The organism is Streptomyces sp. NBC_01537, assembly GCF_045040445.1.
Taxonomy (GTDB): Bacteria; Actinomycetota; Actinomycetes; order Streptomycetales; family Streptomycetaceae; genus Actinacidiphila.
On the sequence record NZ_CP109392.1, the window covers coordinates 4221215 to 4247360 of the forward strand.

General features: G+C 69.0%; 28 protein-coding genes and 1 pseudogene. 12 read left to right on the plus strand and 17 right to left on the minus strand.

The genetic code is table 11. The annotated features are described in order from the left end of the window. Positions 1–93: 93 nt before the first annotated feature. The 5 genes from rlmB to OG607_RS19440 form a co-directional block, all read right to left on the minus strand. The gene (gene rlmB / locus OG607_RS19420) at positions 94–1047 is read right to left on the minus strand and encodes a 23S rRNA (guanosine(2251)-2'-O)-methyltransferase RlmB (RefSeq protein WP_329314200.1); all 954 of its coding nucleotides are present in this window, start codon (positions 1045–1047) and stop codon (positions 94–96) included. 70 nt (positions 1048–1117) lie between these two features. Further along, positions 1118–2512 carry a cysteine--tRNA ligase gene (gene cysS, locus OG607_RS19425; RefSeq protein WP_405724638.1) on the minus strand — a complete coding sequence of 465 codons (1395 nt, stop codon included), beginning with the start codon at positions 2510–2512 and terminating at the stop codon, positions 1118–1120. Positions 2513–2586: 74 nt separating this feature from the next. Then, positions 2587–3090, minus strand: a complete 504-nt coding sequence (ispF, locus tag OG607_RS19430; RefSeq protein WP_405724640.1) for a 2-C-methyl-D-erythritol 2,4-cyclodiphosphate synthase — start codon at positions 3088–3090, stop codon at positions 2587–2589. Positions 3091–3228: 138 nt separating this feature from the next. Further along, positions 3229–3960 carry a 2-C-methyl-D-erythritol 4-phosphate cytidylyltransferase gene (ispD, locus tag OG607_RS19435; RefSeq protein ID WP_405736907.1) on the minus strand — a complete coding sequence of 244 codons (732 nt, stop codon included), beginning with the start codon at positions 3958–3960 and terminating at the stop codon, positions 3229–3231. A 215-nt stretch (positions 3961–4175) separates the two neighbouring features. Further along, positions 4176–4658, minus strand: a complete 483-nt coding sequence (locus OG607_RS19440) for a CarD family transcriptional regulator (protein ID WP_033174074.1) — start codon at positions 4656–4658, stop codon at positions 4176–4178. A 617-nt stretch (positions 4659–5275) separates the two neighbouring features. On the opposite strand from OG607_RS19440, the gene OG607_RS19445 reads away from it, so the two are divergent. Continuing rightward, positions 5276–5887, plus strand: a complete 612-nt coding sequence (locus tag OG607_RS19445; RefSeq protein ID WP_405724642.1) for a DUF461 domain-containing protein — start codon at positions 5276–5278, stop codon at positions 5885–5887. Between the two features lie 73 nt (positions 5888–5960). Here OG607_RS19445 and OG607_RS19450 read toward each other — a convergent pair whose 3' ends face one another. Both OG607_RS19450 and OG607_RS19455 read right to left on the minus strand, forming a co-directional pair. After that, positions 5961–6641, minus strand: a complete 681-nt coding sequence (locus tag OG607_RS19450) for a response regulator transcription factor (protein WP_031525271.1) — start codon at positions 6639–6641, stop codon at positions 5961–5963. Next, positions 6638–7900, minus strand: a complete 1263-nt coding sequence (locus OG607_RS19455; RefSeq protein WP_405724645.1) for a sensor histidine kinase — start codon at positions 7898–7900, stop codon at positions 6638–6640. The genes OG607_RS19450 and OG607_RS19455 overlap by 4 nt, the downstream gene beginning before the upstream one ends. A 198-nt stretch (positions 7901–8098) precedes the next feature. On the opposite strand from OG607_RS19455, the gene phoU reads away from it, so the two are divergent. Beyond that, the gene (gene phoU / locus OG607_RS19460; protein ID WP_405724647.1) at positions 8099–8785 is read left to right on the plus strand and encodes a phosphate signaling complex protein PhoU; all 687 of its coding nucleotides are present in this window, start codon (positions 8099–8101) and stop codon (positions 8783–8785) included. A 356-nt stretch (positions 8786–9141) separates the two neighbouring features. On the opposite strand, the gene OG607_RS19465 is transcribed toward phoU, so the two are convergent. Both OG607_RS19465 and OG607_RS19470 read right to left on the minus strand, forming a co-directional pair. Then, positions 9142–9558 (minus strand): DUF6281 family protein, encoded by a 417-nt coding sequence (locus OG607_RS19465; protein ID WP_405724649.1) that lies wholly within the window; start codon positions 9556–9558, stop codon positions 9142–9144. Positions 9559–9571: 13 nt separating this feature from the next. After that, a complete protein-coding gene (locus OG607_RS19470) occupies positions 9572–10567 on the minus strand; it encodes a matrixin family metalloprotease (protein ID WP_405724651.1) in 996 nt (331 codons plus the stop codon). 240 nt (positions 10568–10807) lie between these two features. On the opposite strand from OG607_RS19470, the gene OG607_RS19475 reads away from it, so the two are divergent. Further along, entirely contained in the window at positions 10808–11848 is a 1041-nt protein-coding gene (locus OG607_RS19475) for a hypothetical protein (protein WP_405724653.1), read from the plus strand. A 62-nt stretch (positions 11849–11910) separates the two neighbouring features. Here OG607_RS19475 and OG607_RS19480 read toward each other — a convergent pair whose 3' ends face one another. Further along, entirely contained in the window at positions 11911–12276 is a 366-nt protein-coding gene (locus OG607_RS19480) for a hypothetical protein (RefSeq protein WP_405724655.1), read from the minus strand. Between the two features lie 179 nt (positions 12277–12455). On the opposite strand from OG607_RS19480, the gene OG607_RS19485 reads away from it, so the two are divergent. The 3 genes from OG607_RS19485 to OG607_RS19495 all read left to right on the plus strand — a co-directional run bounded on the left by OG607_RS19485 (position 12456) and on the right by OG607_RS19495 (position 14659). Beyond that, a complete protein-coding gene (locus OG607_RS19485) occupies positions 12456–13328 on the plus strand; it encodes a metallophosphoesterase family protein (protein WP_405724657.1) in 873 nt (290 codons plus the stop codon). Between the two features lie 261 nt (positions 13329–13589). Next, the gene (locus tag OG607_RS19490) at positions 13590–13958 is read left to right on the plus strand and encodes a hypothetical protein (RefSeq protein WP_405724659.1); all 369 of its coding nucleotides are present in this window, start codon (positions 13590–13592) and stop codon (positions 13956–13958) included. A gap of 440 nt (positions 13959–14398) precedes the next feature. Continuing rightward, entirely contained in the window at positions 14399–14659 is a 261-nt protein-coding gene (locus tag OG607_RS19495) for a hypothetical protein (RefSeq protein WP_405724661.1), read from the plus strand. Between the two features lie 336 nt (positions 14660–14995). Here the strand turns inward: OG607_RS19495 and OG607_RS19500 are convergent, their stop codons facing one another. The 5 genes from OG607_RS19500 to OG607_RS19520 form a co-directional block, all read right to left on the minus strand. Next, a complete protein-coding gene (locus OG607_RS19500) occupies positions 14996–16096 on the minus strand; it encodes a PDR/VanB family oxidoreductase (protein ID WP_405724663.1) in 1101 nt (366 codons plus the stop codon). A gap of 23 nt (positions 16097–16119) precedes the next feature. Then, positions 16120–17031 (minus strand): metal-dependent hydrolase, encoded by a 912-nt coding sequence (locus tag OG607_RS19505; RefSeq protein ID WP_405724665.1) that lies wholly within the window; start codon positions 17029–17031, stop codon positions 16120–16122. Positions 17032–17118: 87 nt separating this feature from the next. Then, entirely contained in the window at positions 17119–18042 is a 924-nt protein-coding gene (locus OG607_RS19510; RefSeq protein WP_405724667.1) for an alpha/beta fold hydrolase, read from the minus strand. Further along, entirely contained in the window at positions 18039–19175 is a 1137-nt protein-coding gene (locus tag OG607_RS19515; protein WP_405724669.1) for a hypothetical protein, read from the minus strand. The genes OG607_RS19510 and OG607_RS19515 overlap by 4 nt, the downstream gene beginning before the upstream one ends. Positions 19176–19179: 4 nt before the next feature. Further along, positions 19180–20091, minus strand: a complete 912-nt coding sequence (locus tag OG607_RS19520) for an SDR family oxidoreductase (RefSeq protein ID WP_405724671.1) — start codon at positions 20089–20091, stop codon at positions 19180–19182. 152 nt (positions 20092–20243) lie between these two features. On the opposite strand from OG607_RS19520, the gene OG607_RS19525 reads away from it, so the two are divergent. After that, positions 20244–20885: a TetR/AcrR family transcriptional regulator gene (locus tag OG607_RS19525; RefSeq protein WP_405724673.1), complete on the plus strand. Its 642-nt coding sequence runs from the start codon at positions 20244–20246 to the stop codon at positions 20883–20885. 61 nt (positions 20886–20946) lie between these two features. On the opposite strand, the gene OG607_RS19530 is transcribed toward OG607_RS19525, so the two are convergent. After that, positions 20947–21405, minus strand: coding sequence for a hypothetical protein (locus tag OG607_RS19530; protein WP_405736909.1), 459 nt, complete (start codon positions 21403–21405; stop codon positions 20947–20949). Positions 21406–21619: 214 nt separating this feature from the next. On the opposite strand from OG607_RS19530, the gene OG607_RS19535 reads away from it, so the two are divergent. From OG607_RS19535 to OG607_RS19550, 4 genes are all read left to right on the plus strand, one after another. Continuing rightward, positions 21620–22432, plus strand: a complete 813-nt coding sequence (locus tag OG607_RS19535) for an oxidoreductase (RefSeq protein ID WP_405736912.1) — start codon at positions 21620–21622, stop codon at positions 22430–22432. 50 nt (positions 22433–22482) lie between these two features. Beyond that, the gene (locus OG607_RS19540; protein WP_405724675.1) at positions 22483–23001 is read left to right on the plus strand and encodes a nuclear transport factor 2 family protein; all 519 of its coding nucleotides are present in this window, start codon (positions 22483–22485) and stop codon (positions 22999–23001) included. Between the two features lie 138 nt (positions 23002–23139). Further along, complete coding sequence (locus OG607_RS19545) at positions 23140–23298, plus strand: hypothetical protein (protein ID WP_405724677.1); 159 nt, start codon at positions 23140–23142, stop codon at positions 23296–23298. Continuing rightward, entirely contained in the window at positions 23295–24452 is a 1158-nt protein-coding gene (locus OG607_RS19550) for an L-dopachrome tautomerase-related protein (protein ID WP_405724679.1), read from the plus strand. Before OG607_RS19545 ends, OG607_RS19550 begins: the two co-directional genes overlap by 4 nt. A 342-nt stretch (positions 24453–24794) precedes the next feature. Here OG607_RS19550 and OG607_RS19555 read toward each other — a convergent pair whose 3' ends face one another. Further along, the gene (locus OG607_RS19555; RefSeq protein WP_405724681.1) at positions 24795–25628 is read right to left on the minus strand and encodes a PIG-L family deacetylase; all 834 of its coding nucleotides are present in this window, start codon (positions 25626–25628) and stop codon (positions 24795–24797) included. Between the two features lie 341 nt (positions 25629–25969). Here OG607_RS19555 and OG607_RS19560 point away from each other — a divergent pair. After that, a pseudogene (locus OG607_RS19560) lies at positions 25970–26074 on the plus strand (MMPL family transporter); the annotation flags it as partial. Positions 26075–26146 lie beyond the last annotated feature (72 nt).

Below are 26146 nucleotides of genomic sequence, written 5' to 3' on the forward strand. Positions count from 1 at the left end.
GATTAGGACACTGCCTGACGGGTCACGACATGTCGGAGGCCCGTCAAGGCAGTTTACGTCAGCATATGCCCCGTTTTGCGAGAAGCGGGTGGCTCAGGCCCGCCGACGTGCGGCCTCGTACAGCACGATCCCCGCCGCCACGCCCGCGTTGAGCGACTCCGCGCCGCCCGGCATCGGGATGCGCACGCGCACGTCGCACGTCTCGCCGACCAGTCGCGACAGGCCCTTGCCCTCGGAGCCGGCGACGATGACGACGGGGCCGGCCAGGGCCTCCAGCTCGTGCAGCTCGACCTCGCCGTCGGCCGCGAGGCCGACGACCGTGAGGCCGGCCTTCTGGTAGGCCTCCAGAGCGCGGGTGAGGTTGGTGGCACGGGCGACCTGGACGCGGGCGGCGGTGCCGGCGGAGGTCTTCCAGGCACCGGCGGTCATACCGGCGGCGCGGCGCTCGGGGACGACGACGCCGTGGCCGTCGAAAGCCGCCATGGAACGGACGACGGCGCCGAGGTTGCGGGGGTCGGTGATGCCGTCGAGGGCGACGATCAGGGGGTCCTCGCCGTTGTCGTGGGCGAGCCGGACCAGGTCCTCGGGGTGGGCGTACTCGTAGGGCGGGATCTGCAGGACCAGGCCCTGGTGGTTGAGCCCGTTGGTGATGCGGTCCAGCTCGGGGCGCGGGGCCTCCATGAGCGGGACGCCGCGCTCGGTGGCGAGCTTGATGGCCTCGCGGACGCGGTCGTCGGTGTCGATGAACTGCTGGACGTAGACGGCCGTGGCCGGGATGTCGGCGCGCAGCGCCTCGACCACCGGGTTGCGGCCGACGACCATCTCGGACGTCGACTTGGCGCCGCGCCCGGAGGGCCGCCGGGACTGCGTGGACACCCGCTTGGCGGCCGCGTTGGCGACACGGTTCTTTTTGTGCCCCTTGCGGGCCTCGGCGGGCGGCGTCGGGCCCTTGCCCTCCAGCCCGCGGCGGCGCTGTCCGCCGCTGCCGACCGTGGCGCCCTTCTTGTTGGACGTACGGCGGTTTCTCCGCTGGCTGTTGCCGGCCATGGGTATCCCAATCTCTTACTGCTCGGTACTGCTCAGAAAAAAGTACGTATGTATGAAGGGTCTCTCAGCGCTAGCCGAGCGACCACTTCGGGCCTTCCGGGGTGTCCGTGATCTCCAGCCCGGACTGCTGCAACTGGTCGCGGATCGCGTCGGCCGTCGCGAAGTCCCTGCGGGCCCGCGCCGCCTGCCGCTGCTCCAGCACCAGCCTTACGAGGGAATCCACCACCCCGTGCAGATCCGCGCTGCGCTCGCCGTCCTCGGCCGCCCACTGCTCGTCGAGCGGGTCCAGGCCCAGCACGCCGAGCATCGCCCGCACCTCGGAGAGGCGGGCGACCGCCGTCTCCTTGTCGTCGGCGCCCAGCGCGGAGTTGCCCTGCCGGACGGCCGTGTGGACGATCGCCAGCGCCTGCGGGACGCCCAGGTCGTCGTCCATCGCCTCGGCGAAGGACAGCGGCACCTCGGCGGCCGGCTCGACCGGACCGGCCTTCTCCACGACCCGCTGCACGAAACCCTCGATGCGCGCGAAGGCGGATTCCGCCTCGCGCAGGGCGTCCTCGCTGTACTCGATCATCGAGCGGTAGTGCGGGGTGCCGAGGTAGTAGCGCAGCACGATCGGCCGCCAGCGCTTGGTCATCTCGCTGACCAGCACCGAGTTGCCGAGCGACTTGCTCATCTTCTCGCCGCTCATCGTGACCCAGGCGTTGTGCACCCAGTACGAGGCGAAGTCGTCACCGAAGGCCTTGGCCTGCGCGATCTCGTTCTCGTGGTGCGGGAAGATCAGGTCCAGACCGCCGCCGTGGATGTCGAAGGCGGAGCCCAGGTACTTGTGGGCCATCGCCGAGCACTCCAGGTGCCAGCCGGGCCGGCCGCGCCCCCACGGGGTCTCCCAGCTCGGCTCGCCGGGCTTGACGGCCTTCCACATCGCGAAGTCGCGCGGGTCGCGCTTGCCGGTCTCGCCCTCGCCGGAGGGCTGGAGGAGATTGTCCAGCTCCTGGTTGGACAGGCTGAGGTAGCCGTCGTACGAGCGCACGTCGAAGTAGACGTTGCCGTCGGCCTCGTAGGCGTGGCCGCGCTCGATCAGGCCGCGCATCATCTCGACCATCTCGGTGATGTGCCCGGTGGCGCGCGGCTCGTAGGTGGGCGGCAGGCAACCGAGCACGTCGTAGCCGGAGTTGAAGGCCCGCTCGTTCTCGTAGCCGATGGACCACCAGGGGCGGCCCTGCTCGGCCGACTTCGTGATGATCTTGTCGTCGATGTCGGTGACGTTGCGGATGAAGGTGACGTCATAGCCGCGGTACTCGAACCAGCGGCGCATGATGTCGAAGTTGAGTCCCGACCGGATGTGCCCGATGTGCGGGGCAGCCTGCACGGTGGCGCCGCACAGGTAGATCGAGACGCAGCCCGGCACAAGCGGGATGAAGTCACGGACCTGGCGCGCGTCGGTGTCGTACAGGCGAATAGTCACGCATCAAGGGTAGTGGCCCGGAGTGGGTGGCGAAGCCGATCGTTACCGGGCTTCATGGTCCTGTGACGATCGGGTCACCCGGACGTGTCACCTGAGGTGTCGCTACGGAGAACCAACGCGGTCGCCACGGCCGCCAGGCCTTCCTCCCGGCCCGTGAATCCCAGGCCGTCCGTCGTGGCCCCGGAAACCGACACCGGCGCGCCGACCGCCGCCGAAAGCACCTTTTGCGCCTCTTCGCGCCGCTTGCCGATCTTCGGGCGTACGCCGATCACCTGGACGGCCACATTCCCGATCCGGAAGCCCGCCTCCCGCACGATCCGCGCCGCCTCAGTGAGCAACGTCACACCCGACGCCCCGGCCCATTCCGGGCGGCCGGTGCCGAAGTGCGCCCCGAGGTCGCCGAGCCCGGCGGCGGAGAACAGCGCGTTGCAGGCGGCGTGGGCCACCACGTCCGCGTCGGAGTGGCCGGCGAGGCCGTCGCCCTCGCCCTCCCAGAGCAGGCCGCCGACCCAGAGCGGGCGGCCGGGCTCGAAGGCGTGGATGTCGGTGCCAATTCCCACCTGGGGGATGCCGGTCACTTTGTCCTCCGTGCTCGTGCGCCCTGACCCGGCCCGCCGGACGGAGTCCGGCGCAGCCGTTCGAAGCCTGCGAAGCAGTGCGAGGGCGGCAATGAAACACCGTGCGGGTCGGTCACTTCGCGCCTCTCCGGAGTCATCTCAGTAGTCATCGTTCGCCCGCCTCCTGGCGAGTACCGCCTCGGCCAGGACGAGGTCCAGCGGGCGGGTGACCTTGAAGGCCTCCTCGTGGCCGGGCACGACCAGGACCTGGATGCCGAGCTGCTCGACCATGCCGGCGTCGTCGGTGACGTCGGAGGTGATGGTGGCGTGCGCCTTGACGAGCGTTGCCCGGTCGAAGCCCTGCGGGGTCTGTACGGCCCGCAGCAGGGCCCGCTCGGGGGTGCCCACGACCGCGTCGGTCGCCGGGTCGATCTCCTTGACGGTGTCCGCGAGCGGCAGCCCGGGGACGACGGCCGGGGCCCCGTCCCGTACGGCGGCGGCGACCGCGTCCACCATCTCGACGGGCACCAGCGGGCGGGCGGCGTCGTGCACGAGCACGACATCGACGTCGTCGGGCAGCGCGGCGAGGCCGAGCCGCACCGACTCCTGGCGGGAGTCGCCGCCGGGGACGATCCGGATGTCCTTCGCCTCGGGCACCCCGTGGCTGTCGAGCAGCGCTCTGACCTCGGCGACTCCGTCGGCCGGGGCCACCACGACCACCAGCGAGACGGCGCGGGCGCGGACCATGGCCCGTACCGCGTGCACCAGGATCGGGATGCCGCCCAGCGTGCGCAGCGCCTTGGGTGCGCCGGGGCCGAGCCGGACTCCGCGTCCGGCGGCGGGAATGACAGCGGCGGTAGTCAGGTTTGTGTCCTTGGCCGAGGTGGGTATCGCCTCAACGTGCCGGGCGTTAAACCCTCGCGGGGCCCTTCCGTGAACCCCGCGTCGGTGGCAGCCTGCCCGGGTGCCGGGCCCGGCACGATCAGCTGATCAGCTTACGCACGCCAGTATCGTCAATCGTCAATCATGGTCCGTTTTCGTCCAGGCCCACGCATGCCGCAGTGCCCGGCGTGCGTATCGCACCGGGCACCGCGGCATATCGTGCGTCAGGACGCGAGGACCTCGTCGAGCAGTGCCTCGGCCTTGTCTTCATTGGTGTTCTCAGCGAGGGCCAGCTCGCTGACCAGGATCTGACGGGCCTTGGCAAGCATGCGCTTCTCGCCGGCCGACAGCCCACGCTCCCGCTCACGACGCCACAGATCGCGGACAACCTCCGCGACCTTGATGACGTCACCGGAGGCGAGCTTCTCCAGATTTGCCTTGTAGCGGCGGGACCAGTTGGTCGGCTCTTCGGTGTACGGCGCCCGCAGCACCTCGAAGACCCGGTCCAGTCCCTCTTGACCGACCACGTCACGCACGCCGACGAACTCCGCATTGTCCGCGGGCACACGTACCGTCAAGTCGCCCTGGGCGACCTTGAGCACCAAGTAGGTCTTGTCCACGCCCTTGATCTGGCGGATTTCGATAGCCTCGATCAGCGCGGCCCCGTGATGGGGATAGACCACGGTGTCGCCAACCTTGAACGTCATGTGACAGGTACCCCTTCCGTGGCTATCCATGCTAACACGTGAACGGCCCGTTCTGAATGGCGTTTTCGCAGGTCAGGGCATATCTCGGGGCTTGACAAGTGCGGCCGGGACGTGCTGGAGGTGGCTGCCCCGGAGGGGTATTCGCAGGTCGGAGCGGGTGCACAGGGAGGGTGAAACGCCCCCGTTACACGCTCAGGAACCACTTGAACAGGGGCGTAACGTCCAGATTTGTCTGGCCCTCCCGAGTGGACTACCGCTACTCCGTTCGGATCTACGGGCCGATGGTGATCCAATTTTCGTACAACTCTGGATTTCCGGGTGCCGGGGGAACGTTAAATCGATCTTGCCTGGCCGGTATGAAGTGGCGGGAATCTTTCGGTTGAATCCCGGAATGGATTCCGGGACGGGCCCGGCGGGGGCGCGCAGGCGCCCGACAGGCGCCCTGCAGAGGCCGCGCGGGGGCCTGACAGGCGCCCGGCGGGGGCGGCGCGAGGGCCGCGCGGGTGAGCCCGCCTCGCCGAAGGGTGGCCGGGTGCGGGCGCGCCACGGCGGCTCGGTAACCTAAGGCCGCTGTCAGTTCCTTACTTGCCTTATCTGCCTTAGGAGATGCCGCCGCCGTGAGCAGCAGCCTTCGTCGCGGCGCCCTTGCCGCCGTCCTCGCGCTCTCGATCGCCCCGCTCGCCGCGGCATGCGGTGCCGGTAACGACGCGCAGACGCTTCAGGTCAAGCCCGACAACGCCGCGACCACCGTCGGCGACATCCAGATCCAGAACGCGGTCGTGCTCACCCAGAGTGGCGACGGCGACTCCGTGGTCTCCGCCAGGGTCTTCAACAACGGCTCCGCCCGCCAGACCATCGAGACCGTCACCCTCGGCACCGGCGGCAACGCGGCGCTCAGCGACAAGGACGGCGGCCAGACCATCGTCGTCCCCGCTCACGGCTCCGTGCTGATCGGCGGCAAGGGCAACGCGTCCGTGACCGTCCCCGGCACGGCCGAGGGCAAGCGGGACGGTGACTTCCAGCAGGTCACGTTCGACCTCAGTGACACGGGCGCGGTGACGGTGCGGGCGCTGGTGCGCCCGGCGACCGGGTACTTCGAGTCCTTCGGACCGACGGCGAAGCCCAGCGCGTCCGCGAGCACGTCGCCGAGCGGGTCGGCCTCCCCGACGGCTTCGTCTTCCGCGTCCGCCTCCGCCTCGGTGTCGGCTTCCGCGTCCAACAAGAGCTAGAGCTGACGACGACGCCGGGCGGGCTGAAAATCAGCCCGCCCGGCGTTGAGCCCTCTAATACCTCAGGGTCGGTTTACGGCTCGAACTTGTATCCCAGGCCCCGCACCGTGACGAGGTAGCGCGGCGCACCCGGGTCGGGCTCGATCTTGGCGCGCAGGCGCTTGACGTGGACGTCGAGGGTCTTGGTGTCGCCGACGTAGTCCGCGCCCCAGACCCGGTCGATGAGCTGCATGCGCGTGAGGACGCGGCCGGCGTTGCGCAGGAGCATCTCCAGGAGGTCGAACTCCTTCAGGGGAAGGTCGACCTTGCCGCCGCCGACGGTGACGACGTGGCGGTCGACGTCCATGCGCACGGGCCCGGCCTCCAGGGCGGCCGGGGAGATCTCCTCGGGCTCGCCGCGCCTGCGCAGGACGGCCCGGATGCGGGCGACCAGCTCCCGCGAGGAGAACGGCTTGGTGACGTAGTCGTCGGCTCCTATTTCCAGGCCGACGACCTTGTCGATCTCGCTGTCCTTGGCGGTCACCATGATGACCGGGACATTGGACTTCAGCCGCAGCTGGCGGCAGACCTCGGTGCCGGGCAGGCCGGGCAGCATCAGGTCGAGCAGTACAAGGTCGGCGCCATTGCGTTCGAATTCGTCCAGCGCGTCGGGCCCGGTCGCCGAGATGGCGACTTCGAAGCCCTCCTTGCGGAGCATGTACGACAGCGCGTCACTGAAGGACTCTTCGTCCTCGACGACGAGTACACGGGTCACGGAAGGACCTCCGGGGCAGGGATGTGATCAGGGAAGGGCTCGTACAGCTGCTCGTCATCGCGGTCGTCGCGGTCGTCGTCCTCGTCGGACGCGATGACATGGTCGCGGGCGATCCCGGCTTCCGGGAGCCGCAGGGTGAAGGTGGAGCCCTGGCCTTCGGCGCTCCACACCGTGACCTCTCCGCCGTGGGAGGCGGCCACGTGCTTGACGATGGACAGACCGAGGCCGGTGCCGCCCGTCTGGCGCGAGCGCGCCGGGTCGACCCGGTAGAACCGCTCGAAGATGCGGTCCCGGTCCCGTTCGGAGATGCCGATGCCCTGGTCGGTCACGGAGATCTCGATGAGGTCGCCGCCGGCGGCGGCGATCCGGCGGCCCGCGATCCCCACACGGGTGCGGGCCGGGCTGTAGTTGACCGCGTTCTCGACGAGATTGCCGAGAGCTGCGGCGAGTTGGCCGCGGTTGCCCCAGATCTTGAGATCAGGGGTGCCGCCTGCGGCCATGGTGATCTGCTTGGTGTTGGCCTGGTGGCGGCAGCGGTCGACCGCCTCGGCGACCAGGTCGTCGACCGGGACCGCCTCGGAGTCGTCCAGCGGGTTGTCGTCCTGGACCCGGGAGAGGTCGATGATCTCCTGGACCAGGCTGGTGAGGCGGGAGGCCTCGTGCTGCATCCGGCCCGCGAAGCGGATCACCGCTTCCGGGTCCTCGCTGGCGTCCATCACCGCTTCGGACAGCAGCGACAGCGCGCCGACCGGGGTCTTGAGCTCGTGGCTGACGTTCGCGACGAAGTCGCGGCGTACGGCCTCGATCCTGCGCGCCTCGGTCAGGTCCTCCACCAGCAGCAGCACCAGCCGCGACCCCAGCGGCGCCACCCGGGCCGACACCGCCAGCCCCTCGCCCCGGCCCCCGCCGCGGCGTGGCAGGTCCAGCTCCACCTGGCGTATCTCGCCGTCCCGCCGGGTCTCGCGGGCCATCTGCAGCATCTGGTCGACGGCCAGCCGGCCGCCTCGTACCAACCCGAGGGCATACGCCGCCGAGCTTGCCTTGACCACCGTGTCGCCCTCGTCGAGGACGACCGCCGAGGAGCGCAGCACGGACAGGACCGTGTCCACCCCGGGCGGCAGCACGGCGTCGGTGTGCAGGGAGGTGCGGGTCGGGCGGGCCTGTTCCCGCTCGCTCCAGCGGAACGCGAGCACCGCGATGACGCCGGTCAGGAGACCGGCGATCGCTGCTGCTGCGGCGACTGCCGCGTTCACGTCCATGTCCTTAAGACTAGGCTGACGAATCGGGCTGGTCACAGCCATGGGAGCGACTCCTCGAACGCGCGTTGCCAAGAGTTCACTCTGACGTCAGGGGCGGTTCATCCCGGATGCCAGGCCGGTACGCGTTCACCCATCAGCGTGGGAGCGTGGAGGAAACACAAACCTCTGTGCGGACGGAATGGAAGGACAGCGACAGCGATGCGGGACGCATACCACGAGGAACTCGACTCGATCGGTGACGGGCTGGTCGAGATGGCCCGCCTCGTCGGCTCGGCCATCGGCCGTGCCACCACGGCAATCCTCGACTCCGACCTCAAGATCGCGGAGAGCGTGATCGCGGCCGACGAGAAGGTCGACGACCTCCAGCGCGAGCTGGAGAACCGCGCCATCACCCTGCTGGCCCGCCAGCAGCCGGTCGCCACCGACCTGCGGATCGTCGTCACCTCGCTCCGTATGAGCGCCGACCTGGAGCGCTCCGGCGACCTGGCGCGCCACGTCGCCAAGCTCGCCCGGCTGCGCTTCCCCAACAGCGCCGTCCCCGGCGACCTGCACAGCACCATCCTGGAGATGGGCCAGCTCGCCCAGCGCCTCATGGCCAAGGCCGCCGAGGTCATCGTCTCCAAGGACGTCGACGACGCCCTCCAGCTCGAGCAGGACGACGACCGCATGGACGAGCTCCACCGCGCCCTCTTCCAGCACCTCCTCGACGACCGCTGGAAGCACGGCATCGAGACCGCCGTCGACGTCACCCTCATCGGCCGCTACTACGAGCGCTTCGCCGACCACGCCGTCTCCGTCGCCAAGCGCGTCGTCTTCCTCGTCACCGGCGAACACGCCGACGAGCTCACCCCGCCCCCCACCCCCATCACCGCCGAGCCCGCGTAGCCCGCCTGATGCTCTGATTTGTGCCGCGTTGTGCTGCAATGCGCCGTTGATGCGCCCGCCCCGGGTCGCGTTCACTGGCCGCAGGCACCCGAGCCGAGGAGGGTAACCATGCAGGACTCCCCCATACCCCCGACCGTCCGAGAGCAGCCGTCACTTGATCAGGGCCCGCGGCCCGTACGGACCCAGCTGCCCGTACTCGGAGCGTGCGGCTGCGGCTCGGGCTGCGGGTGCGGCTGCCAGGCCGGCGGCTCCTGCCGCTGTGGTGGCTGCTGACAACACCTCTGCGCGAGCATTCCTCACGAGCACGGCGAGGGCCCGTCCGGATCACTCCGGGCGGGCCCCTGTCATGCCAGGAGCTACGAGGCGTCGATCAGCTTCTGGACCGCCGCCGGGGGATCGCCGGAGTCGTCCACGAAGAACGTGAGGTCGTCCGGTGAGTCACCGACGGCGATGGCGTCGCGGGTGTCGAGACCGTCGATCTTGTAGGCGGTCGACTTGACCGCGTCCGCCGAGTCGCTCTCGCTGTTGCCGCCCGTGTCGTCGCAGGCCAGTGTGGTGGCGGTACCCACCTTGTCTCCGACGGTGAACTTGATGTTCACGAGATCCCGGTAGGTCTGGTCGTCGAACTTCACCCGGTTCGCGCAGGAAGCGGCACCGCCGCCGCCTGAACTCCCGGACGTTGTCGTGCATCCGACGGCGAGAGCGGCCAGCGCAGCCGTCGCCAGCACGGCCCGCATGGTGGCGCTCCGGCTGAACGCGGTTCGAGCAGTCATCCGTACTGTCCCCTCAGTAGATGTCTCGCAGGCCGAGGATGTCACCCTTGCCCAGGGTCCTGGCCTTCGTGGAGCAGAGGAACGAGTTGGTGTACATGGTCAGGTTCGAGTGGCCGCTCCCGACGTGCCCCAGCCCGAAGACGTGCCCCGCCTCGTGGGTGCCCACCGACCGGATGTCGTACTTGGAAGTGCAGCTGCTCGTAGGGGAGTTCGTGAAGTCGAGGTCCGTCGTGTTGTAGCGGACGTCGGCCTCCTTGAGGTCGTTCTCCATCCCGAGGTACGACGTATCCCACCAGCAGGTCTCGGCGACCGTGCCGGAGTCCAGGTTGCCCGCGTCCCAGGTGCTCTTCCCGTCCCGGTCGGTGCAGTCGCCACTGCTGTTGATGTCCGCCTCGTACGTCGTCGTGCCCTGGTATGCCGCCGTGGCGCTCACGGTGTCGCTGTAACCGCAGTTGTTGTAGCTGCCGGTGATGTTGTTGATGGCGTCGGCGAACGCGGTGTGCGCCTCCGACTGCGTCATGGCGCCGGGCATCGCCCCGTCCCCGACGTACCAGTTGTAGGTGTCGTACTCCATGAGGTCCTCCCCCGAGTGCGCGCCGTCACTGCACGCCGAGGTCGATGTGACACCGGCATCGCTCGTGTCGTCGAAGTCCTCGTCATCGACCGCGTACGTGAACGCCGACGTGGATGCCGATGAGCTCGACTGCTGCTCGCCCGTGACGTCGTACGAGATCGTCCCGGTGCTGGAGACCTCGACATGGAACCCGCTTGTCCCGCCACTGACCAGGATCGCCTCGACGCCGACTCCCTCCCCCGCCGGCGGGATCGTCAGCCTCCGGCCGTCGAAGGACACGACCCGTCCCACGAATCCGCAGTCCACCACCGACGTGCCCGAAGGCAGGTCGGTGACATTCAAGGCGCCTGTCTTGGAAGTGCAGTTACTCGCGCCGCCCGCTTCCGCCGCATTGGCGAGCCCGTTCGGGGCTGCGGCGAGTGCTGCGGCGAGCACCAGGAAAGCGACTGCTCCGGGCCTCAGACGGCCGTGACCTCTTCGACCGCGGTTGCGCATGGGCATGTGCATGTGCATCAGCTGTCCCCCCAAAAAATGACACTGATGTGATCGATGTGACGGCAGAAGCTAGCGCACGCCCGGACGCCTCATCCACCGACATTCGAACATTTGCAGCAATAGGCCACCGGCCCGAGGTGCCTGCTGGGGAGTTGATGGGCGGTCGTAGGCTTGCGCGCCATGGACGAGATCTTCAAACTCGGCGAGATCAACTGCCCCTCCGGGAACCTCGTTGTCATCGACGGCGGTCACCTGGGGCTGTGGAGTGGAGAGCGGTCGCCGGCGGAGATCGATCCCGCTTCACTTGGAATCGATGACCCGATGATGGCTGCTGATGTCATCGACGCGGTCGACTTCGCGGTGGTCGGCCCGGACGCTGCGACAGCGGTCCGCAGCTTCGGCCGGCAGCCAGGCGCCATGCTCCACGACATCCCGGCTTCCAAGGCCGCGGAACTGGGGACGACGTTCGCAGAGCACTGCCGGACCGCAGGCTTGGATGCCCGCCTGGAGGCGTTGCCGAGTCGCGAACCACATGCCCAACGGGTGCGTCGGACTGCCGACGAAGGCGGTGGCAGCTTCTTGGTGTTCGGGGTGCCGGTCGTCGCGGTGGGTGGCGTGCCACGCGACCGTCACCTGCCGGTGCTGGCCTCGCGCGTTGACTTCGGCGACGGAGTCGGGTCGCGCTGGTCTCAGATATCGATTCGGATGAGCGACGCCCTCGTGGAGTCATCCGTGCCGCTGGGTGACATCGGCGTCGACTGGGCCCGGGTGCTCTTCGGCGATGCCGATGCACTGAACGCCTGGCAGCACGACGAGCCTGTGGACGGCTTGGCCGATGTCGCATTCTGGGGTGCTGCGGCGGACGAAGTCGCCGCGACGTTCGCAGCACCTGAACTGGGCGAGCCAGGTGAGGAAGGCGTCCGGGGGTGGACCGGGCTGGCCCTACCGGAGGCGATCGAAAAGGCCCGCGCTCTGCTGAGATGGAAGGAGGAAACTGGACGCCGCATGGCCGTGGACTTCCGGCCGCATTCGCATCACTGGCAGGTCATGCGCCAGATCCGCGCCTCCGAAGCCGAGGCCGGAACCGTGGATATCGGCGATGTCCGACTGCTGTGCGCGATGACGAGCTGGGGCGACGGCTACTTCCCAGTGTCTGCCGACCTCGATTCATCGGGCGCCGTTGTTGCGGTGCGGGTGAGCTTCTCCGACGCACTCAAGTAGCCGTCAGGGCTGGCACTGCCGATCTTTGAAGCTGGTGTCAGCACGGCGAGGGCCCGTCCGGATCACTCCGGGCGGGCCCTCGCGTCTTTCTGTCGGTTCGTCCGCAGGAACACCGTCAAGGCGCCCACGAGTCCGATGCCGAGCGCCACGGCAGCGATGACCGACGCCACGATGTAGGCGGAATTGAAAAGGAACACTGCGGCCATCCACGTTGCGAACGCCGTGACACACCATGCTCGGGCAGCGAGGTTGCCGTGCTGGCGCCACTGCATGAAGAGGAAGACCATGCCACCCGCGCCAAGGTAGAAGGCCGTTGCGAAAACCCAGTCCCGCCAGCCGTGCAGGATCCGGGCAAGAGTGAAGAGAACGAAGCCCCCGCTCAGCACAGTGCCGGCGACCCGAACTCGTGAAACTCGTGAGCGGCCCATATCCGTCATCCCCCCGTAGCCCCCGCCTCCTCGCCCCGGCGCGGACATCGACATGGTAGGAGCCGGTGCTGCCGGTTCGGAAGATTCCGCGCAGGATCCTGAGCAATGGTGAGTAGGAGGAGGGTCCAGCGGCAGGGAAGGCCGTGGCTCGGCGCGGTGCCGGAGGCTACCTTCGGACGATGCGCATCCTGCATCTCTCGGACACTCATCTCGACCAGTCGGGCGGCCCGGACGCCGACGGGGCCGACGGCACTGCGGCGCTCCGTCTTCTGCTGGCCGAACTGAACCACCTGGAAGACCTCGACGCGGTAGTGGTCACCGGCGATGTTTCGGACGACGGTTCTCGCGAGGCCTACACGAGGGCGGACTTACTCCTGTCCGACTACGCCGGCCGACGAGGGGCGGATGTCTTCTACACGACCGGCAACCACGACGACCGCTCCGCATTCGCCGGTGTACTCGGCAGCGGCCACGGTCAGCCCGAGGCGGTGTACGAGGGAGCGGCGGGTGAGCTGGCGGCAGCAAGCACTGTGGGCGGATGGCGGTTGATCACGCTGGACACGCTCGTGCCGGGCAAGGGCTACGGTCGACTGGACCGCAGCCAGCTCGACTGGCTCCGTGATCTGCTGGCCACGCCCGCACCGTCGGGTACCGTCCTGGCGTTTCACCACCCGCCGGTCGCCCTGGACGTCGACGTCCAGCAGGCGCTGGGCCTGCAGAACCGTGCCGAGCTGGCCGAAGCGATCCGCGGGACCGACGTCCAGCTCGTCCTGTGCGGGCACTTCCACCTACAGATTCTGGCGCGCCTGGAGCAGGCGACCGTCTGGGTCACCCCCGGCGTCGTCAGCCGCATCGACCTGACCGCCCGCCCGGGCACCGAGCGCGCCATCCACGGCCCGTCGGCCTCCCTCGTCCACCTGGGAACACCCTACGGACCACTCATCCACACGCTCCATGCCCGGGACCCGCGCATGGGCGAGACGGTCTACGAGGCTGATGAGGAGGAGATGCGCGAGGTCATCGAAAGGCTCGGCCCGCCGCAGCGGGACTGAACCAAGCACGGGATTTCTGGTCAGACCTGCTGCCGTCGCCGCTGTCAGTGGCCGGCGTTAGCCTGCTGAGCGTTGGGCCGGTCCGATGCCTCAGATGATGGGCATGACGGCCAAGGGGGGTGGCTCAGTAGAGGTCCCCGAGCCTGACGGTCCCGGGGCCTCGTGCAGCTCCGACCCCACCCCCTTCCAGCACCCCGGCGTCTCGCCGGCCGCTCGGCCTGGCAAGATCGCCCGACAGGTTCGAGCTGTGAGGGGTGGGACGTGGAAGAGCGCGTTGATCCGATTCAGATCATCGCCCGACCGGCCAGCTGGCTCGCGGAGGATCAGGTCCAGGCGCTGGGCGTGTGGATGCACCACGCGCGAAAGGCCGGCTGGCAGGTCGAGGAGCTGGCCGAGCCCGTGGACTGGTCGGCGGGTGAGTGCGGTGTCGTGGAGATCGAGGGATTGCGTTACCTGGTCCGCGTCGGACTACGCGGACGTGGCCGAGCGATTGTCGCCCCCGACGAGCACGTCGGCGCTTTCGTGGCTGACGCCGTGCTGAATCGTCGGGCTATGGAGTCCTACCCGGTCTTCGTATCCACGGTGTGGGCAGAGCCGATCCTGCTCCAGGAAGGCACCGCGAGCGCGTGACGGGGCGGGGTGGCGGCTGCCGTGCTCACGCATGGTCGTCGGGCAGGATCGTGCGGCGTGACGCATCGGAGAGGGTTGCCATGGACGAGGGATCCCAGGTCATCGACCTGATACGGCTGGCCGACCGGCCGGGGACGAGTGGGCACAGTGTCTGTGTTCGGGTCGTGGATCGCTCTATGCCGGGCTGGAGGCCCGCCAGTCCGTTTCGTGGTTGAACTCCGGCCGGACGCCAATTCTCAGGATCAAGCCTCAGCAGCGCGCTCTGCTCGACGGGGTTCGCGGTGCCTTTCCTCGCGAGGTCGCCGAGACGTCGCCGGGTGTCTACGAGTGGCGACGTCAGGATTGACGGCCCGGACAGGGCCCGGCTCCGGGCCCGGAGAGCCTCTGGCCGCACCTCCCAACCGAGGATGGGCACGGGCGCGGGTGGGCATCCTCGTCCCATGTATCAGGCGCTGTTTCAGATACTCATAGCGGGCCTCTCCGTAGCCGCCATTTGCCTTTCGGGGTTGTTCGTCATGTTCCTGGGGCTGACTGTCAGAGGCTGGGAGAGCTGGTGGGCCAGATCGGCCCACGCCTTGGTCTTCCTGGCGGCCGCGGCGGCCTTGGTGTTCGGGATCCGCTGGGGAGTGCATGCCGTACCGCCGGGCGGATGCGTGCGCCACGATGCCGGCCGTCCATGCGTGACCGCGCCCGGCGACTAGCGCTGCGCGACGTGCCGCGAGCACGGCATGCACGCGCTGCGGCACTTGCCCAAAGTGGGCCCAGAGCAGACAAGGGCCCCCGAGCTGCACCGTAGGCGCAGCTCAGGGGCGTGATCGCGATTGTCGTTGTTGGCCACCACCGATCGCCCTCGGACGGCCCAGAGACGGCCCACGACTTGCCCGACAGCCCCACCTGCGGCTTCCGTCGTTGCCTCGCCACCGCCTGCCCCACCGCCCCGCGCCGCCGTCTGGTGGAGCACGTCCTGCGAGGAACCTCCAGCTGCCGCTGAGGTTCCTCGCAGTGACGGCCGCTCTCTACGGGCGCTCGGCCATCGCTCACACATCCAGCACCAACCGCTCTCCTTCCGGTGCACGTGAGACGCAGGGCAGCATGGCGCCAACCGCGCGTTCGGTGGCGGTGAGCCGCCGGTCACGGTGATCGACATGGCCATGGGTCACCCGTACCCGGCAGGTGCCGCAGAACCCCTGGCGGCAGGAGAACGGCAGGTTTGGCAGGGCCTCGTGGAGAACATCCAGGGCGGAGCGGTCGTGCGGCACTGGCAGAACCCGTCCGGTGTCGCCCAGCTGAAGTTCGAAGGGACGGCCGTCTGCGATCGGGGCCGGGGCGAAACGCTCGAAGTGCAGGGCTGACGCGCGGCTACCACCGAACGCGCGCCGAACGCCGTCGATCATGGGCGCGGGCCCGCAGCAGTACACCGCACCCGCCGCCGGGCTCACGCTCAACAGCTCGGCGGCTTCGGGCACGCCGGACTCGTCGTCAGGACGGATGGAGACCCGGCCAGGGGCGGCGGCCGCGAGTTCGGCCAGCTCTGCCGCGAAGGGCATCGAGCCGCGACTGCGGCCGGTGTGCACGAGCCTCCAGTCCAGCCCGCGTCGGGCGGCTTCCCGGGCCATCGGCAGGATCGGGGTGATTCCGATGCCGCCCGCGATGAGCAGGATGAACGCTTCGGCGGCGAAGGGGAAGGCGTTCCGGGGCTCGGTGACGGCGACCCGCACACCGTCACCGAGGGTGTCGTGCACCTCGGCCGAACCGCCTCCGCCGTTGGCGATGCGGCGCACCGCGATGCGGTACTGGTACCGGTCGGCGGGGTCGCCGCACAGGGAGTACTGCCGCTTGCGGCCGGAGGGCAGGTGCAGTTCGATGTGGGCGCCGGGCTGCCAGGGCGGGAGCAGTCCCCCGTCGGGCGCTGCCAGCCGCAGGGAGACGACATCCTCGGCCTCCTGGTGCTTGGTGGCGACCACCAGTTCCCGGATCAGGGGCATCTCGGTGGCCGGCGGGCGCCTAGGAGGAGTGCTATGCCGCGCGAGGCGAGTGACCGCGTTGTCGCTGAAAGCCGCCAGCTTCTGCATGAAGGAGTCGCTGCGCGGTCGGCCGTACAGGTCCGGCGGCCGAGTGACGGGTGTGCTGATGTCCATGGGAGGCCTCACTGGTTGCTGGCTCATCGGGCAGCCGCTCGGGCAGCGGGGGACGCCGCCAGGTAGGCGACCGCCTGCTGGGTCGAGCCCTCCTGGGTCGGGTGGTAGCCGGGGCGGAAGTAGCGCAGTACCGAGCGGGCGAACGCGCCCGGTGGCGGCAACAGGTCCTTGCGGGCCGCGGCCAGGTAGTCGCGAAAGCGGACCTTGACCCGGTCGTCGAGTTCTGGGTCGGCGCTCATCAGGAAGCGGACTCCGCGGATCCACAGCCGGGTCAGCACCGGCGCGGTGACGAGCATGCCGACCACTCGGCGCCGGTACCGGGGGTCGAGATGCACCAGCAGGTCGAACGCGACCGAACGGTGTTCGACCTCCTCCGCGCCGTGCCAGCGGAACAGATCGAGCATCGCGGAGTCTGCGCCGACCTGGTCCAGGTGCCCGTTGCTGAGAATCCAGTGACCCATGTACGCGGTGAAGTGCTCGAAGGCTGCTACGAGGGCGAGCCGTTGGAGGAGGTGTGCGTGTGTGGCGGCCGGCGTCAGCTCCGGCCGGTCTCCGAGCACCCTTCGGAAGATCCATTCGGACTGCAGGGTGTACGGAGCCGGGTCCAGCCCCTTGGCGAGCAGGTGCTCCAGGACCCCCTGGTGCGCCTCGGCGTGCATCGCTTCCTGGCCGATGAAGCCGCGTACGTCCTCGCGCAGCCGGTCATCGGTGATCAGTGGCAGCGCCTGCTCGAAGGTGCGCACGAACCAGCGTTCGAGCTCGGGGAGCATGAGGTGGAGCACATCGAAGGTGTGGGTCGCGAAGGGCTCACCCGGCAGCCAGTGCAGCGGGGTGGTGCCCCAGTCGAAGGTGACGTCCCGGGGTTGCAGCACCAGGTCGTGGTGGTCGATGGGCTCGGACGGACGTTCCCGGTGGGCATGTGCGGCTCGGAACATGACAGGTTCCTCCATCAGCGATGGGTGTGTGCGAAGGGGCGGTCAGGCAGTCGTCCAGTACTGCTGGCCCGTTGGGCTGTTGGGCTGTCAGATCGGGTGCGCGGTGTGTTCCTGATCGCGGCGGGAGCCGTCTTCGACGCGGTGGGCGAATTCCGCGATCCGGGACGCGATCTCCTCGGGGTGGCTGAGCTGTACCCAGTGCCCGGCGTCGATCGGGCGCCGTTGTATCTGGCGCGTCCAGTGCTCCACTCCGTACGACAGCACCGGGGTGACGCAGAAGTCGCGGGTGGGGATGACGAGTTGAACCGGGACGGTGGTCGGCCGGTCCCGGGGACGCAGCAGGCGGGGCAGCATGTTGGCGCGGTACAGCGCGGTGCCCGTCACGGCGTCGCGGGTCAGCGTCGGCGCGGGGTAGGGGGTGTGCCCGGGTACGCCTTGGGATCCGGTGAGGAAGGCGCGCCAGCGGTGTCCCAGCGCTCTCCAGGTCAGGGCGGGCAGGAGCGGAAGATGGAAGTAGGCGATGTACCAGGACCGTGCGGCCTGCCGCAGCATCTTCGGCAGGTCCGGATGCCGCGGCCGAAGGCGGGCCCGGATCAGGTGGCCGACGTGGTCCAGGCAGGGTCCGGAGATGGAGGTGAACGAGGCGATCCGCCCGGCCAGGCGGGTGCCGGTGACCGACTCCCAGGAGTGGATCGATCCCCAGTCGTGTCCGACCAGGTGCACCGGGCGGTCGGGGCTCACGGCGTCGAGAACCGCCTCCAGGTCGGCTTCCAGGCGGGACATCCGGTAGGCGCGCAGACCCCTGGGCCGGTGGGAGGCACCGGCTCCCCGCACGTCGAAGGCGGTGACGTGGAAGCGGTCGGCCAGGCGCTCGGCGACGGGGTGCCACACGGCGCTGGTGTCCGGGTAGCCGTGGACCAGCACCACCGGAGGAGCCGTGGACGCTCCCCATTGGTAGGCGGCCAACTCCACGCCGTCAGTGGCGATCCGGCAGGCGGCCGGGCCGGTCATCGGCCACTGCCGGAAGGGGTCAGTTCGCCGTAGTTCAGACCGCCGTGGAGGAAGCTGGGCAGCACCGGCCAGTGCCGCTTGAAGGGGGCCAGCTCCGAGGAGGGCAGGATCTGCAGCCAGCGCGGATCGCGTCGGCTGGGGTCGGCGAGGGTCTTCTCCTTGACCATCGAGTCGTACTGGTCGAGAGAGTCCTCCAGGGTGTTGGCGTTGGGCACCACCTCATGGCCGTAGAACGCGGCGTGGCGGCGCACCCCGGGGATGCGGGAGAGCTCGGGCTGCCAGTTGTCGGCCGAGATGCCGTTCTCGGAGGAGACCCACACCCCGTCGGGGGTGTTCAGCACCAGGGAGTGGTTGCCGTCCGTGTGGCCGGGGGTCCACAGCAGGCTGACGCCGACACCGAGTTCGACATCGCCGTCGAAAGCGGTGACGCGCTCGTCAGGTACCCCGTCCATGCCTCCGTCGACGTACCAGGCCCACTGCATCGGATGCACCGATTCGAAGGTGCCCAGCTCCCTGCGGTGCACCAACAACCGGGCGCGCGGGAACAGCGCTTCGCGGGGCGCCCGTTCCCCCGGAATGGTGCTGGTACTTCCCATGATCATGCGCACGTCCTGGACGTGCAGGTGGTCGAAGCTGACGAAGTCCACGTCCTCGGGTCGCAGACCGCAGGAGGGCAGGACGGTGTTCGGGTCCTGGTAGAAGCGGGCAAAGACGTGCTCGGTGAGAAAGTCCCCCGCCAGACGCTTGAGCTGGGCGTAGAACGGCGCTTGAGCCGTTCCGGCGGCGACGGTCGGCTCCCAGACCAGTGTTTTCGGCTCACCGTCGAAGCCCTCGAACTGCACGACGAGCATCCGGTTGACAATGCTCACGAACGGGTTGACGGAGAGCGCGGCGCCGTGGAAGCCGAACCGGGTCGGGTACGGGGCGGCGGCGATGTCGAAACTGCGGACGGCGTGGATGCGGCCCTGCTGGATGAACCGCTCACGGTAGGAGGCCGCGGCGCTGCGCACGGCGCGCAGCCGGTCACCGCGCGGCCATACGTCGTGGACACCTTCGAATTCGGGGATGGGACGCGGAGCGGCGGCGTCCTGGGCCTTCTTCGCGCTGGGCGCCAGTTTGGGCGTGGTGGTCACGGTCTCATCCTTCGGGCAGGCGGGCGGTCCGGGTGCGCTGCTCGTACGCCGCGCGGACCGACCGGTCGGACAGGGCGGCGAGCTGGTCGGGGACAAGGAGGTGATGCAGGGCGTCGCGGGCACGGCCCGGCAGCAGCGCGGCCAACCGGGTCAGGGCGGCTACCTGGCGTGGAACGAAGACCTCGAACCGCGGGCGCAGCACGACGTCGAGCACCGCGTCGGCCACCTGATCCGTCGTCAGGCGCCGGGTGGGGCCGGTCGCGGTGCCCACGGCCAGCTCGGTGTCCACGACGCCGGGCATCACCAGGGACACGTGCACGCCGGTGCCGCGCAGTTCGGCGCGGACGGCTGTGCTGTAGCCGTGGATGGCGTGCTTCGTCGCCGCGTAGGTCGCCTCGCCGGGCGGGGCGACCTTGCTGGCGGCGGAGGCGATGTTCACCACGTGGCCGCGACCGCGTTTCCGCATCCCCGGGATCACGAGTTTCATCCCACGCACTACGCCGTGGACGTTGACGTCGAACTGGCGCAGGGCGGCTTCCTCCGGTTCCTCCTCGAAGGGGCCCACCCACATGATTCCGGCGTTGTTGACCAGTACGTCGATCGGCCCCAGCCGGGTCTCGACCGTGTGCAGGAAGTCATCGAAGGAAGGTGTGTCGGTGACGTCGAGAGACAGCCCGAGCAGCCGGCCACCGGGATGCGCGCCGATGGCACCAGCCGTCTCCACGGCAAGCTCCGCGTCGAGATCGCCGATCGCCACGGCGGCTCCGGCCGCGGCGAGCCGGGCCGCGACGGCACGCCCGATTCCGCGGCCCGCCCCGGTGACCGCGATCACTCGGCCGGTCAGCGGTTGTGTGCGAGAGAGCCTGTCGCGGGCTCTCCGGCTGAACGCGTACGGGTATTTGGGCGGTGCTGCCACGGCCGAGCCCCTTCCTTGCCCTGAGCATGAGCGGAACGCTGAGCGGCAAGCGGCCCCCACGCATGTCTGACACGATGCCGTGTCAGATGAACTGACAAGCTAGAGTGTCAGTTCGGAGCACACCGGTGTCAACACCTCTGCGAAGGGGAAGAATGACCGGCACACAGACCGCCGGGCGGCGCTACGGCGGACGTGATGCGGCGCAACGACAGCAGGAGCGCCGCACCCGCCTGATCCAGGCAGGCCTCGACATGTTCGGCACGGTCGGATACGCCTCGGCCTCCGTCAAGCAGGTGTGCTCGCATGCCGGACTGACCGAGCGCTACTTCTACGAGTCGTTCCGCGACCGCGAAGACCTTCTCGCCGGGGTCTACAACGAGCTGATCGCTACGATCAGCGCCGAAACCGCGCAGGCCGCAGCCGCTGCCGCACCCGATGTCGACGCCCAGCTGCGCGCCGGCCTCGAGGTGTTCATCCGCACACTGGCCGGCGACGCCCGCATGGCCCGCCTGGTGCTCATCGAGGTCGTGGGCGCCAGCCCCCGCCTCGAAGTACGCCGCCGTGAGGTCCTGCACGAATTCGCCGCAATGGTCGCCGCCGTCGTCGGACCGCTCCCTGGCCCGGAAGCCTCCTCCAGCCGGCTCACCATGACCGCGATGAGCCTGGTCGGCGGAGTCAACGAACTCCTCGTGGACTGGACGCTCGGCCACCAGAACGCCACCGTCGAAGAACTGATCGACCTGTGCTACACCCTGTTCATCGCGGCCTACCGAGCCATCAGCGATCAGCCCTGATCACGCAGGCCCGGATTCCTTCAGGAGCTTTCCGCACCGGACGGCAGCCCATGGCCCCTGTTCACCGGTCCGGCGCACTCGGCGGCCCTGTTTCGATCAGGCAGGCCCGCGAGAACCACGCACAATGAACGCAGGTGCGGCGCACCTGCTGGTTATCGACTGCCGGACGGGCTCCATACCCATCGTCCATCCGGAAGCGACGCAAGGCGATCGGGCTGAGCGACCGCGAACCATGACGGGCCCGTTGCGTCGTGGGAGCTGCTGAACGATTGGGGATCACCCCCCGCCTGCGCCCCCGCCGGCGCCCCCGCCCCGGGGCGGCCTGGCCCGCGCACCCCCTCATCCCTTTGGCCACGCTCTCGAACGCCAGGCGGGCGTCGTCCGTACTCCGCGTCAAGGCGGCGACGATCGCCTTCCTGCCCGCAGCCAGCCGGAAGAGGTGCGGCTGCGTGACACCGGCACGCCTGGCAGTCGCCGTGGCAGAGGTGCCGTAGTAGCCCTTGAGTGCGAACTCGGCGATCGCGGCGTGGGGATGACGCTCTCACGTCTGTCATGCCTGCTCATCCGGCCCGTGCCGCCATGCCGGCGGGCGCCGGCCGGCTCAACCTGAAGCCGGCCGGTGACACGTGCCCGAGATCGGTTCCCTGCTTGAGCTTGCGCATGGGAAACCGATCGGTTTACAGTGAAGCCAAGGGGAAACCGATCGGTTTCCCGGATGATTTCGGGAGTGCATGATGACGACAAATCGGCCGGTGGCCCTCGTGACGGGCGCGTCCTCCGGCATCGGCAGGGAAACGGCACTCGCGCTGGTCGCGGCGGGTTTCGACGTGGCCGGCACAGGCCGCGACACCTCACGCGTCACCCCGCTCCAGGGTGTGACGTTCTTCGACCTCGACGTGGTCAGTGACAAGTCGGTCACCGCCTTGGTCCAGCAGGTGATCACGCGGTTCGGGCGGATCGACGTCCTGGTCAACAACGCCGGCATCGGCTCGATCGGCGCGGCCGAGGAAACGTCCGTCGCGCAGGCCCAGGGCGTCTTCGACATCAACGTCTTCGGGGTCATGCGCATGGTGAACGAGGTCCTGCCGCACATGCGTGCCCAGGGACGCGGGCGCATCATCAACCTCTCGTCCGTGCAGGGGTTCATCCCCGCTCCCTACATGGCCGTCTACGGCGCGTCGAAGCACGCGATCGAGGGCTACTCCCAGTCCCTGGACCACGAGGTCCGGGAGTACGGCGTCCGGTCGCTTCTCGTCGAACCCGCCTACACCAGGACCGGATTCGAGGCCAACAGCGCGAAGCCCGACACCCCCCTGCAGCCCTACGCGAACCAGCGACACGTCTTCGACCGCCTGATGACAGAGGCGATCAAGGCCGGCGACGACCCCGCCGTCGTCGCCAAGGCGATCGTCACGGCAGCGACCGACGCGAAGCCGAAACTGCGCTACGCCGCCGGCCCCATGGCCGGACGCGCACGCATGCTCCGCTTCGTTCCCGCCTGGGTCCTGGACAAGCAGATCCGCACGATGAACAAGCTCACCGGCTGACACCCACCACCCCACACCCCCCATCGCGCCGTTGATACCGGGAGAGACCCGTGTCCGAGACCCTGCACTCCGCCGCCACTACCATCGCGCGCTGGCGCTCCGCCGAGGAACGCGGTGATGTCGAAGCCGCGGTCGCATGCCTGAGCCCGGACGTCGTGCTCAGCTCGCCGCTCACCGACCAGTTCCCCTTCGAGGGATCTGACCAGCTGCGCGACTTCCTGACCGTGGCGTTCGCGGCGGTCAAGGACGTCCACTACCACACCCAGACCGGCGAGGGCGACACGTACGCCCTGGTCTACCGGGCGCGGGTGGGTTCCCAGTCGTTCGAGGAGGTGCAGATGCTGCGGCTCGACGACCAAGCACGCATCACGGAGATCACGCTCTTCGGGCGTCCGATGCCGGCCCTCACCGCCCTGATGCACCTCATGGGTCCGGCGCTCGCTCGCCAGCAGGGCCGCCGGGGCCTTGCGACGCTCATGAGCGTCAGCACCGTACCCATTCACGCGATGGTCTCCTCGGGGGACCGCAGCATGGTCGCGAAGACCCGCCCGGCAGTCCGGCGGACCTGAGAGCACCAGGTCCACCGGCCGTTTGACCCCGTTCCCCTTCGAGGAGTCGGCGGCAGCCGCAGGCGATGTCCTCGGCGGACAGCTTCGGGTCGCAGAAACGCAGGAAGTACGTGTCATCCAGGTGGGCTTCGGCTCGCCATGACCACACGGGCGAAGCCGACTCCCCACGAGCGGCTGTTGGAGGCGGCGTCCTCCACCGGCCACGGCAGCGTCCGGCCGATCCCCCTAAGCGCCGAGGTGATGCGGCAACTCGCCGCGCGCTCCAGCGACTTGACCCAGCAGGAGACGCTCCCATGAATCGACGTACGTTCCTTACGGCGGCCACCGCCTCGCTGGCCGCCACCCAACTCGCAGGGCCCGCATCCGCCTCCGCATCCACCTCCAGTTCAACAGCCGGAAACTACGAGGTCGTTGCCCGCTTCTGGGGCGCGATGCCGACGGGGGTCACCGTCTCGCGCCGCGGCCGCATCTTCGTCAACTTTCCCCGCTGGGGCGACGATGTCCCGTTCACGGTCGCCGAACTGCGGGGCGGGAAGCCGGTGGCCTACCCCGACGCCGAGGTGAACCGTCAGGACGCCTCAGACCTGGCCGGGCACTTCCAGTCGGTGCAGAGCGTCGTCGTCGACCCGGCCGACCGGCTGTGGATCCTCGACACCGGAAGTCCGCTGTTCGCCGGGTCCTCCTACGGCGGTCCCAAGCTCGTGGCGGTCGACCTGCGCACGGACCGGATCGTACGGAAGATCCTCTTCCCGCCCGAGGTGGTGCCGGCGAACAGCTACCCCAACGACGTGCGCTTCGACCTGCGGCGCGGCGCCGAGGGCGTGGCCTTCATCACCGACTCGGGCGGCTCGAACGGCATCATCGTGGTCGACCTCGCCACGGGCCGCTCCTGGCGGCGGCTGGCCGGGCACCCCTCGGTACTCCCGGACCCGGACTTCGTTCCGATCATCGATGGCGAACCCTTCATGGTCCGCCCCGCGGGCGGCGAGCCCACCTCTTACGAGACCGGCTCCGACGGCATCGCTCTCAGCGCCGACGGCACGCGCCTGTACTACTGCCCGCTCTCCAGTCGCCGGCTGCACAGCGTGTCCATCGACGCCCTCGCCGACCCGGACGCCACGGACGCCGAGGTGGCGGCGACCGTCGAGGACCACGGGTTCAAGCCGATGGCCGACGGCCTGGAGAGCGACGACAGGGGGCGGCTCTACGGCGGCGACCTGGAACACAACTCCATCTGGCGCAGGAGCCCGAACGGCACCTACCGGACCCTCGCCCAGGGACGCGACCTGCTCTGGGTCGACACCCTGTCCGTCGCCTCGGACCGGCACCTGTACGCCATCGCCAACCAGCTCAACCGGCTGTCGCCCTTCCACGAGGGCAAGGACCTGCGCCGCAAGCCCTATCTCCTGGTCCGCCTGCCGATCGACGCCGGGACGGTCAGGCTCGTGTGACCTCTCCGGCCCGCGTCAGGCGGCGGTCAGACCGGGGCCGGTACCTCCCTGATGGCATGAGGCACGCCGGTAGGTCGGAGCCGGGCACCCCCGCGGTGATCCGTTGTGCCGACGATCTGGTGGCCTTGTGCGTCAGCGAGGAACAGGCCCGACAGGTCAAGCAGCAGCTCGCGGTCTGGCCGGCGCCGAGGGGACTGGCCTTCAACGAGGACAGGACGCGCGTGGTCCGCCTTGAACAAGGCTCCGACAACCTCTGCGGCGAGCATGAAGGTGACCGCGCCGTGCCGGAGGTCGTGCGGCCGGACGGGCGGGAGACCGGAGGCGGCGGCGAACCGCTCGCGCTCAGCGCAGGCCGGCGAAGAGGTCGTTCTCGGACTGGGGCGCGCCGGTGGTGTCGTGGATCCGGACGAACGTCTCCACGCCCATGAGCTGCGTGAACCTCTCCTTGCCCATCCGCAGGAAGAAGATGTTCTCACCCTGGCTGGCATGCGCGGCCAGCGCGTCGAACTTCTGGCCGGCGAAGTCGGTGGTGTCCACCCACGTGGTGATCTCCTCGTCGGGCAGGCCGATTTCGGGCCCCGCTCCGGCTTCGGACGGACCCGGCTCCTCCCAGTCCGCGCCGAACTCGCGCATGATCTGCCCGAACTCCTTCATCATCGAGCGCGGCGCCGTCGTCCAGTACACCTTCGACGTCATCCCGGTCAGCGACAGCGCTGCCATCGTGATCCGGTTCGCCTGGATGTGATCGGGGTGGCCGTAGAACCCGTTCTCGTCGTAGGTCACGACGACATCAGGCTGGTAACGCAGCATCAGTTGGGCCAGCCGAGCGGCTGCCTCATCCACGGGCGTACTCCAGAACGATCCGGGCGCGGTGTTGGCCGGCCAGCCCATCATCCCGGAGTCGGCGTACCCGAGCAGCTCAAGATGACCGACCCCCAGGACGTCACAGCTCGCTTCGAGCTCGCCTCGACGCATCACGGCAACGGCAGCTGGATCATGCCCGGGGTCGCCCGGCTTGGTGCCCCCCGGACCGTCACCGCAGCTACCGTCGGTGCACGTGACGAGCACCGTGCGGATGCCCTCCGCCGCGTAACGCGCCAGGACACCCCCAGTTCCCGTAGCCTCGTCGTCCGGGTGGGCGTGCACTGCCATCAGCGTCAAAGGCCGGTTAGTCATGAAAACCATCCCTGGTCGGTCAAGTGATCGACCCAGTCTGCGGTACAGCGGTACGTGACCGCCCGCAGCCCGCCGAGTCCGTCCAATGTCCCCAGGATCCGAGTGGCCTGGTTCACCCGCTGCTGTCCTTCAACTGATCATTTCAGAACTGATCATTTCAGAACGGGTCCCGGCAGGATAGACCGGCCAGGGCAGCGGGGACTCATGTACCACCTCGCGGGACGCGACCCGAAAGAGTCCCGCTGAACCGTACGTTCAGGCCCGGAGCGGTACCGGCTCCGGGCTCACGCCACGTCCGCGAACCCCTGAACCTGTCGCTGACCGCGATCTTCGGGCTCTCCATGGACTACGAGGTGTTCCTGGTGTCCCGAATGCGGGAGCAGTACGACCAGCTGGGCGACAGCACGGAAGCCGTGGCGACCGGGCTGCAGCCCGTCGGCCGCCTGGTCGTGAGCGCCGCGGTGCTGATGTGCGTGCCACTCGCGGCGGTCGGGGTGGTGCGCATCCTGCTGGGAACG

What these genes read in the sequence shown, in the direction of transcription:
- OG607_RS19525 (WP_405724673.1), top strand. Translation starts at nt 20,244, where the DNA reads ATGACCGGCACACAGACCGCCGGGCGGCGCTACGGCGGACGTGATGCG.
- OG607_RS19495 (WP_405724661.1), top strand. Translation starts at nt 14,399, where the DNA reads ATGTATCAGGCGCTGTTTCAGATACTCATAGCGGGCCTCTCCGTAGCC.
- OG607_RS19535 (WP_405736912.1), top strand. Translation starts at nt 21,620, where the DNA reads ATGACGACAAATCGGCCGGTGGCCCTCGTGACGGGCGCGTCCTCCGGC.
- OG607_RS19545 (WP_405724677.1), top strand. Translation starts at nt 23,140, where the DNA reads ATGACCACACGGGCGAAGCCGACTCCCCACGAGCGGCTGTTGGAGGCG.
- OG607_RS19550 (WP_405724679.1), top strand. Translation starts at nt 23,295, where the DNA reads ATGAATCGACGTACGTTCCTTACGGCGGCCACCGCCTCGCTGGCCGCC.
- OG607_RS19555 (WP_405724681.1), bottom strand. Translation starts at nt 25,628, where the DNA reads ATGACTAACCGGCCTTTGACGCTGATGGCAGTGCACGCCCACCCGGAC.
- rlmB (WP_329314200.1), bottom strand. Translation starts at nt 1,047, where the DNA reads ATGGCCGGCAACAGCCAGCGGAGAAACCGCCGTACGTCCAACAAGAAG.
- OG607_RS19455 (WP_405724645.1), bottom strand. Translation starts at nt 7,900, where the DNA reads ATGGACGTGAACGCGGCAGTCGCCGCAGCAGCAGCGATCGCCGGTCTC.
- OG607_RS19480 (WP_405724655.1), bottom strand. Translation starts at nt 12,276, where the DNA reads ATGGGCCGCTCACGAGTTTCACGAGTTCGGGTCGCCGGCACTGTGCTG.
- phoU (WP_405724647.1), top strand. Translation starts at nt 8,099, where the DNA reads ATGCGGGACGCATACCACGAGGAACTCGACTCGATCGGTGACGGGCTG.
- OG607_RS19475 (WP_405724653.1), top strand. Translation starts at nt 10,808, where the DNA reads ATGGACGAGATCTTCAAACTCGGCGAGATCAACTGCCCCTCCGGGAAC.
- OG607_RS19465 (WP_405724649.1), bottom strand. Translation starts at nt 9,558, where the DNA reads ATGACTGCTCGAACCGCGTTCAGCCGGAGCGCCACCATGCGGGCCGTG.
- OG607_RS19510 (WP_405724667.1), bottom strand. Translation starts at nt 18,042, where the DNA reads ATGACCGGCCCGGCCGCCTGCCGGATCGCCACTGACGGCGTGGAGTTG.
- OG607_RS19505 (WP_405724665.1), bottom strand. Translation starts at nt 17,031, where the DNA reads ATGTTCCGAGCCGCACATGCCCACCGGGAACGTCCGTCCGAGCCCATC.
- OG607_RS19440 (WP_033174074.1), bottom strand. Translation starts at nt 4,658, where the DNA reads ATGACGTTCAAGGTTGGCGACACCGTGGTCTATCCCCATCACGGGGCC.
- OG607_RS19500 (WP_405724663.1), bottom strand. Translation starts at nt 16,096, where the DNA reads ATGGACATCAGCACACCCGTCACTCGGCCGCCGGACCTGTACGGCCGA.
- OG607_RS19485 (WP_405724657.1), top strand. Translation starts at nt 12,456, where the DNA reads ATGCGCATCCTGCATCTCTCGGACACTCATCTCGACCAGTCGGGCGGC.